At 74.2% G+C, this 7961-nt stretch carries 7 protein-coding genes; all 7 read right to left on the bottom strand.

Annotated elements, in window-relative coordinates; translation table 11 throughout:
* Positions 1–104: 104 nt before the first annotated feature.
* Complete coding sequence (locus tag ACZ45T_RS35305; RefSeq protein ID WP_468448226.1) at positions 105–437, bottom strand: hypothetical protein; 333 nt, start codon at positions 435–437, stop codon at positions 105–107.
* 101 nt (positions 438–538) lie between these two features.
* Positions 539–1210 carry an HAD family hydrolase gene (locus ACZ45T_RS35300; RefSeq protein WP_468448225.1) on the bottom strand — a complete coding sequence of 224 codons (672 nt, stop codon included), beginning with the start codon at positions 1208–1210 and terminating at the stop codon, positions 539–541.
* Positions 1211–1223: 13 nt separating this feature from the next.
* Complete coding sequence (locus tag ACZ45T_RS35295) at positions 1224–2189, bottom strand: LLM class F420-dependent oxidoreductase (RefSeq protein WP_468448224.1); 966 nt, start codon at positions 2187–2189, stop codon at positions 1224–1226.
* Between the two features lie 150 nt (positions 2190–2339).
* Positions 2340–2741 (bottom strand): SsgA family sporulation/cell division regulator, encoded by a 402-nt coding sequence (locus ACZ45T_RS35290; protein ID WP_468448223.1) that lies wholly within the window; start codon positions 2739–2741, stop codon positions 2340–2342.
* A gap of 112 nt (positions 2742–2853) precedes the next feature.
* Complete coding sequence (locus ACZ45T_RS35285; protein ID WP_468448222.1) at positions 2854–4662, bottom strand: ABC transporter ATP-binding protein; 1809 nt, start codon at positions 4660–4662, stop codon at positions 2854–2856.
* A complete protein-coding gene (locus ACZ45T_RS35280; RefSeq protein WP_468448221.1) occupies positions 4659–6341 on the bottom strand; it encodes an ABC transporter transmembrane domain-containing protein in 1683 nt (560 codons plus the stop codon). Before ACZ45T_RS35280 ends, ACZ45T_RS35285 begins: the two co-directional genes overlap by 4 nt.
* Before the next feature lie 121 nt (positions 6342–6462).
* Positions 6463–7959 carry an AMP-binding protein gene (locus ACZ45T_RS35275; protein WP_468448220.1) on the bottom strand — a complete coding sequence of 499 codons (1497 nt, stop codon included), beginning with the start codon at positions 7957–7959 and terminating at the stop codon, positions 6463–6465.
* Positions 7960–7961: the final 2 nt, after the last annotated feature.

Here is a 7961-nt window from a genome sequence, read left to right as displayed (position 1 = left end):
AGCTACCTCGCCGGCCTCCACCTCCGCGCCTCAATGATCTGGGTCGACGACCTACTGAAGACCGCCGAATGATCACGACATCACACAGGCCCTAGGGGGTGCCTTCAGCTCTGGCGCTGGGCTCGCCTCGCCCGGCGGCTTCGGCGGGCGAGCAGGGCGGCAGTCACGACGCTCACGGCCGTGATCAGCGCGGTGCGGTGGTCCCGTGCCGCGCTCGCGGCCCGACCGGCCCTCCCCCGCACGGAGCCGAGGTTCATGTCCTCGGCGAGCCGTCCGGCACGGGAAGCCGTGTCGCGGAACTGTTCCCTGACGGCCGCGGTCTTGGAGGCCAGCGCTTCGACCGTCCGTCCGAGCTCCTCTCGGGCGTGGGCGAACTGCCGACCGAGCTCCGTCGGGGTGGGGATGGACTTGTTGCCGCGTGACTCCGTCATCGTCATCGGGGTGCCCTTTCCTTCGGTTCCGCCGGCGATGGCCGCCTGACCGGTGTGCTGCGCGGGTACCCGGCGACGGGCCGCTCAATCGGCCGCCGTCGCCCGCCTCACGCGGTCGGCACGTGCGAGAACGGGCTGTCGCCGAGGCGGGCCAGGAGATCGGCCGGATCGCCGTAGACGGCGGCGGCTCCCGCCTCCTCCAGGTCCTCGCGCGGGATTCCTCCGCACAGCAGGCCGACAGCGGCCACGCCGGCCCGGGCCGCGGCCTTCATGTCCCAGACGGTGTCGCCGACGAACACCGCGCGCTCCGGTGGCACCTGCGCCATGTCGAGGGCGTGGAGCACCGGGTCGGGCGCGGGCTTGCCCTTCTCGACGTCGTCGGAGGTCGCGGCGTCGGTGATCGCGTCGTCGGCGTCGATGGCCCGGCGCAGGGCGCCCAGTTCGCTGTCCTTGGCGGAGGTGACGAGCAGGACCTTCCATCCTGCCCGCGACAGCGTGCGCAGGAGGTCGGCGGCCGCGTGCAGGGCGGGGAGCCGCTCGAAGTACGTGGCGTAGAGGGTGTCGTGGGCGGCGCTCAGCCGGTCGTCGTCGGTGCGGTCCCGGTCGTCCCCCAGCAGGTGGTCGAGGAGGTCTTCGCCGGGTAGGCCGATCGCCCGGTGGATGGCGTGCATGGGGACCTGGTGCCCGGCCTGGCGCAGCCCTTCCCACCAGGAGATGACGTGGAGGTGGTTGGTGTCCGTGAGGGTTCCGTCGATGTCGAAGAGAGCGGCGCGGTTCATGGCGGGGGCGTCCTCACAGGTTCCGTAGGGCGGGCAGCAGTTTGGCCTCGGCCCATTCCAGGAAGGGCTGCTGCTGGTCGCCGCCGATCTGAACGAGGGCCACCTCGGTGAATCCCGCCTCCGCGTACGGGCGTACGGCGTCGACGAAGGCGTCCACGTCGTCGCCGCAGGGGATGGCCTCGGCGACGTCCTCCGGCCGGACGTGCTGCGCGGCCTGCTCGAATCCGGCGGGGCCGGGGAGCTCGGCATTCACTCTCCAGCCGCCGAGCGCCCAGCGGAACTGGTCGTGCGCGCGGGCGATGGCAGCGTCGCGGTCGGTGTCGTAGCAGACGGGGAGCTGGCCGACGCGCGGCTTGCCCGCGCCGCCGTGCGCGTCGAACTCCTGGAGGAGCTGCCGCTCCGGCTCCGTGGCGATCACGAGATCGCCGTACCGGCCGGCGAGCTCGCAGGAGCGGGGCCCGGAGACGGCGATTCCGATCGGGGGCGGCTGGTCGGGGAGGTCCCAAAGCCTGGCGTCCTCGACATCGAAGTGGACGCCGTGATGGCTGACGCTCTCCCCGGCCAACATGCGCCGGATGATGTCGACGCCCTCCTCCAGCATGTCCAGGCGCACGGGGGCGGCCGGCCAGCCGGTCCCGACGACGTGTTCGTTCAGGTTCTCCCCCGAGCCCAGCCCCAGACGGAACCGGCCCCCGGACAGGATCTGCATCGTCGCCGCCTTCTGCGCGACGACCGCCGGGTGGTAGCGGAAGGTCGGACAGGTCACGTACGTCATGAGCGGGATCCGGGAGGTGGCCTGCGCGGCCGCGCCCAGGACGCTCCACGCGTAGGGGGCGTGGCCCTGTGATTCCAGCCAGGGGAAGAAATGGTCGGAGATGACGGAGAAGTCGAATCCCGCTTTCTCCGCACCCACCACGTGGGACACCAGCTCACGTGGTCCGGCCTGCTCGGTCATCATCGTGTATCCGATTCGCACCATACGGGGCGCCTTGCCACCATTGCGTCCCGCGAAACCCTCCGTGGAGCAGGAGCCTCCGTACGGCCCAGCTCCACCCGTCGAGGTCAAGGAGGGCTTTCCCCACGAGCTGGGTGGGCGCCCGCTGGATCCGGTACGGGGACCTGGCTGATGTCAGCGGGCCAGGAGCTCGTCGAGGAGCTTGTCGAGGTCGAGGAACTCCTCCCCCGCGCCGGTGACGGCGTAGGTCTGCTCCAGGAAGCCCGTGAGCGCGCGGGCCTCCACGAAGAGGACGGCGTGTCCTTGCCCCTCGGCGCCGGGGCCTCGCAGAGCGACGCGGAGCTCGTCGGCGCCGGCCGCCCGGTGGGGGCCGAAGGTGACGTCCCCCTCGCCCACCGGCCGGTGGAGTCCCTCGGCGAGCATCTGCCGGTCGAACTGCCAGCGGGCCAGGACGGTGGGGCCGTCCAAGAACGTCGCCCGGACCACGTACGGGTCCTCGCCGTCATACGAGAAGCGGGCGAGGAGCGGCACACGGCCCCTGGCCGCATCGAGGTAGACAACGATCGGAGCAGACACACAGGACATCGACAGACCTCCGGGGTGGGCTTCACGGCTGCACTCGTCTGCCCCGCTTCACCCTTGCCACACAGGCCCGATCGAGGGCGCACCGGGACGGCCAGGTCGTGGATCAGCGGACCGAGCTCCACGACCGCCACAGGGAGGCGTAAGCCCCGTCGTTCGCCAGGAGTTCGCTGTGGCTGCCGAGTTCCACGATCCGGCCCCGGTCCATCACCGCGATCCGGTCGGCCTCGTGCACCGAGTCCAGCCGGTGCACGATGGAGACCACCGTGCGTCCCTCGATCAGGGCGGCCAGCGAGCGTTCGACCTGCCGGGAGGCGGAGGAGTCGAGCAGCGCGGTGGCCTCGTCCAGGACGAGGGCGTACGGATCGGACAACAGCAGGCGGGCGAGAGCCAGTTGCTGGGCTGCCGACGGGGACACCGGGGCCGCGCCGGCCCCGACCTCGCTGTCCAGGCCGTCGGGCAGCGACCGCGCCCAGTCCCCGAGCAGTACGGTCTCCAGCGCGGCCCACAGTTCCTCGTCCGGGCGGTCCTCCTCGTCGGCGAGCATGAGGTTGTCCCGCAGGGTGCCGCTGAAGACGTGCTGCTCCTGGGTCACCAGAACCACCTCGCGGCGCAGTTGGCCGACCGGCAGGTCGGTGAGGTCGACGCCGCCGATCCGTACGGTGCCGCGGGTGGGGTGGTGCACGCCGGCGAGCAGCTTGCCCAGGGTGGACTTGCCGGCTCCGGAGGCGCCGACCACGGCGAGCCGTTCGGCCGGGGCGAGTTCGAGGTCGATGCCACTGAGCACCTCGCGCCCCGGGCCGTAGCCGAATCCGACGCCCTCGAGGCGGATGCCGTGGCCGCGGGTGGGGGCGGTGGGCTTGGGCTCCTCGCGCGGCAGCCGTTCGACGCCGAGGATGCGGCGCAGGGCCGCGTTGCCGATCTGGAGTTCGTCGGTCCAGGTCAGCAGGTCGTTGAGGGGCTCGCCGAGGGCCTGGACGTAGAGCACCACTGCGGTGAGCGCGCCGAGGCCGACGGCGCCGCGCTGGTAGGCGAGTCCGCCGATCAGCAGGGTGAGCGCCATCGGGACCATGGTGGCGAGGTCCAGGCTGGGAAACCAGACGGTCTGGAGCCAGGTGGTGCGCTGCCGGGTGCGGACCACCGCGTCGACGGCGGCGCCGTGCCGGCGGATCTGGCGGGCCCCGAGGCCCAGGGACTCCACGGTGGCGGCGCCCCGGCTGGTCTCGTGGGTGACGGCGAGGACGTCGGCCTCCTGGGCGAGCAGCCGCTCGTACGCGGCGGTCGCCCGGGGCCGGTACCACCAGGTGGAGAGGACCGCGAAGGGCACCCCGGCGAGCAGGCCGAGAGCCAGCACCGGCGAGGTGAGCAGGATGGCGGCGAAGGTGAAGACCAGGGTGACGGCGGCCAGCGCGATCCGCGGGACGGCCTGCCGGATGGACTCGTTGAGGCGGTCGGCGTCGGTGGTGGCGCGGCTGAGCAGGTCGCCGGCGGCGACGGACTCCACCTCGGCGAGCGGCAGTCCGAGCACGCGGCGGACGAACCCTTCGCGGGTGCGGGCGAGGACGCGTTCGCCGAGCAGGGTGGCCTGCACCTTGGCGGCGCGGGCCAGCAGCGCGTGGACGACGAGGATGGCCACGAAGGCCAGGGCGAGGACGTCGACGCGGGCGGTGGTGGTGCCCGCCTTGACCGACTCCACGAGGTGGCCGAGCAGCCGGGGCCCCGTCAGGCTCGCCACCAGCGCGGTGCCGAAGAGCAGCAGGGTGAGGGCGAGCCGGCCCGCGTTGCCCCGTACGAAGCCGCGCACCCAGGCCCGTACGTCGGCCCGGTCGGCCAGCGGCAGCCGGCCGGTCGCGGGGCCGGCGCCGTCGGCGGGGGCCGCCGGGGTGGAGGCCGTGGCGGTCGCGGTGCTCGTCATGAGCGCGCTCCTTGCGTGGGTACGGGGCGGCTCTCCGGGGCGAGCCGGTGGACGCGGTCGGCGGCGCCCAGCCACAGCGGGCTGTCGCTGAACACGACGGTGGTCCGCCCGGACCGCAGCGCGGCCACCCGCCGGACCACGCGGGCCTCGGTCTGCGCGTCGACCGAGGCCGTCGGGTCCTCCAGGACCAGTACGTCGGGGGCTGCGAGCAGGGCGCGGGCGAGCACCAGGCGCTGGCGCTGGCCCCCGGACAGGGCCCGGCCGCCCTCGCCTAGGAGCTCGTCCAGGCCGCCGGGCAGCGCCTCGACGACGTCGGCGGCGTCGGCGGCGAACAGGGCGTCGGCCAGCGCCCCCCGCGAGCGGGCCAGGCCCGCGGTCAGCTCCGCCCGTACGGCGCCGCTGAAGAGGGTGTCGGCGGGGCCGGAGCGCAGCACGCGGGCGCGCAGTTCGGCGAGGTCGACGCGGTCGAGGGGGACCCCGCCGAGGAGGGCGGTGGCGGGCCCCGGCTGCTCGCCGTGGCGGGTCAGGCGGTCGGCGAGGTTCCCGGCCAGGCCGGCGGGGGCGGCGATGACGGTGAGCAGGCCCGCCTCGGCGGTGATGCCGGTGTCCTGGTCGGTGAGGGAGAGCGGGCCGTCGGGGAGCGGCCGGGGGTCGGCGGGCTGCTCGGGCTGCGGGGTGATGCGCAGCAGGGTGCAGACACGGCCGGCCGCGACCTTGGCGAGGCTGAGGGTCTCGGCGGCCTCGGTGGCGGTGCTGACGGGCAGGGTGAGGAAGGCGGAGGCCCCGTAGAAGGCGACGAACTCACCGGGGGTGATGGTGCCGTTCAGGGCGAGGCGGGCGCCGAGCCAGGCGATGCCGACGGTGACCAGGCCGGGCAGGAACACCCCGGCGGCCTGGAGCCACGCCTCCATCCGGCCCGCGGACTCGCCCGCCCGGCGGACCTGCTGGCTGGTGGCGCGGAAGCGTTCGGCGAAGCGTGCCTCGCCGCCGATGCCGCGCAGGATGCGCAGGCCGGCCACGATGTCGCCGGCCTGGGAGGTGGCGATGCCCATCTGTTCGCGCTGCTCCTCGTCGCGTTCCTGGAGCGGGCGCAGCAGCGGTCCGATGCCGAGGACGGCGGCGGGCACGCCGATGAGGACGGCGAGGCCGAGGACGGGGGAGGTGACGGTGAGCGCGACGGCGACGAGGACGGCGGCGACCACGGCGCCGACGGACCGGCCGACGACCTCGAAGGCGTTGCCGATGCTCTCCACGTCGGCGGAGGCGGAGGCGGCCACGTCACCGGAGCGGGCCTTGCTGCGCAGGGTGGCACCGAGCCGGGTGACCTGGCGCATCAGCACCCGGTGGGTGTGCGAGACGGCGTGCATCTCGGCGCCGACGGCGGCCTGGATCAGGCCGGCGCCGGCCACCGCCTGGAGGATGCCGAGGCCGAGCGCGACCAGCGCCCACAGGTAGAGGGCGGCCGGGCCGTCGGCCCGGCCGGCGACGTCGATGGCCCGGCCGATGACCAGGGGCAGCAGGGCCAGCGGGACCATCCAGGCCACGCCGAGGAGTGCGCTGAGGATCAGCGGGCCGGGCCGGATGCGCACGAGCCACCACAGGTAGGCCCAGGGGCCCCGGCTGTCGGCTTCCGGTACGGCCTCGGGGGACACCGAGGCGTCGAACAGTCTGTTGGCCACAGGGGGGCTCCTGGTCCTGTCCGGCCGGTCGGGCCGGATCAGCGAGCGGTCTGGTGCGTGCGGGGGCAGGGCGGAGGTGGGGGTCCCACCGCCGAAGGCGCGGGGAGGATGCGACGCCGGATCAGAGGAAGAGGTCCCGGGTGGCAGCGCGGTCGACCTTGCCGGTGCGGGTGTGCGCGAGCGCGGGTACCGCGACGATGCGGTCGGGCACCAGGAACGCGGGGACGGAGGCCTTGAGTGCGTCGCGCAGCGCCCGTACGTCGGGGGCGGTGTCCGGGGCGAACACCACGAAGGCCACGAGTGCGTTGTGGTCGCCCTTGGTGTGCTCGGCCGCGGCGACGGCCGAGATGCCGGGCAGGCGGCCGATCTGGTGCTCGACGTCCGGCAGGTCCACGCGGTGGCCGCGGATCTTGACCTGCTGGTCGGCGCGGCCGTGGAAGACGAGCATGCCGTCGGGGCTCTCGCGCACCAGGTCGCCGGTGCGGTACCAGCGGGCGGGGCCGTCGCCGAGATCGGCCTCCACGAACCGGGCGGCGGTGCGTTCCGGGTCGTCGAGGTAGCCGGTCGCCAGTTGCGGGCCCGCGAGGAACAGCTCCCCGGGCCCGTCGGGTTCCTCGTCGCGGGGGACGACGGCCTGGCGTACGGAGGGCAGCGGGTGCCCGATCGGGACGCCGTCGGGAAAGGGTCCCCCGGCCCCGGGTCCGGCGAGCAGCACGCTGTGGGTGACGAGCGCGGTCTCGGTGGAGCCGTAGGTGTTGAGCAGCCGGACCCGGTCGGCGCCGAGCCGGTGCCAGCGTTCGAGCATGTCGGGGCGGACGGCCTCGCCGCCGATGACGACGGTGTCGAGGGAGGCGGGGAGTTGCAGCCCGTGCTCCAGCAGGTGCCCGGTGAAGGTGTGCCAGTAGTCGACGGGCAGGTTGACCAGGGTGATCTCGGCGTCCGTGAGCAGCCGGCCGAGGGCGGTCTCGCTGTCCTCGTCGATGACCAGCAGCCCGCCCGCGCAGAGCGTGGGCAGGATCTCCTCCAGGCTGGTGTCGCCGTCGGCGCGGTGGAAGTTCAGCGCGACGGTGTCCGGGCCGACCCCGTAGCGGGCGCGCAGTTCCGGGACGACCGCGTGCAGCGCCCGGTGCGGGACGGCCGCGGCCTTGGGTGCGCCGGTGGAGCCGGAGGTGAACAGGACGTACGCCGGGTCGTCGGCCCGCACGGGCTCGCCGGCCTCGCGTATCGGGGCGCGGGAGGAGCCCCAGTTGGGCCGCAGCAGGCGGTCGACGGCCGGGAGCCGGCCGGTCTCGGCGGTCGTGACGGCCTCCCGGCAGCCCAGCGCCCGCAGGGCGTCGTCCATGTGGGTGCCGGGGGCGTCGGTGACCGGCACGTAGCCGCGGCCGGCCGCGAGCACGCCGAGGATCGCGGCGACGTCCCGGGCGGTGTGGTGGGTGACGATGCCGACGGGCGGTTGCGGGCGGGGGTCGCGGGTGGCGGCCAGGTCGGCCACTGCGCCGGCCCAGCGGGCGAGTTGGCCGTAGCCGACGGTGAATCCGTTGTCGGTGATCGCGGGCCGGTCGGGGTCCGCGCGGGCGATGGCGAAGAAGGGGTCGACCACGCTGGGCAGGAGGGACATGA

Source organism: Streptomyces sp. NPDC030995, from assembly GCF_055571215.1.
The sequence above is the reverse complement of the archived record's forward strand: the minus strand, read 5'-3'. Positions and strand labels throughout refer to the sequence as shown.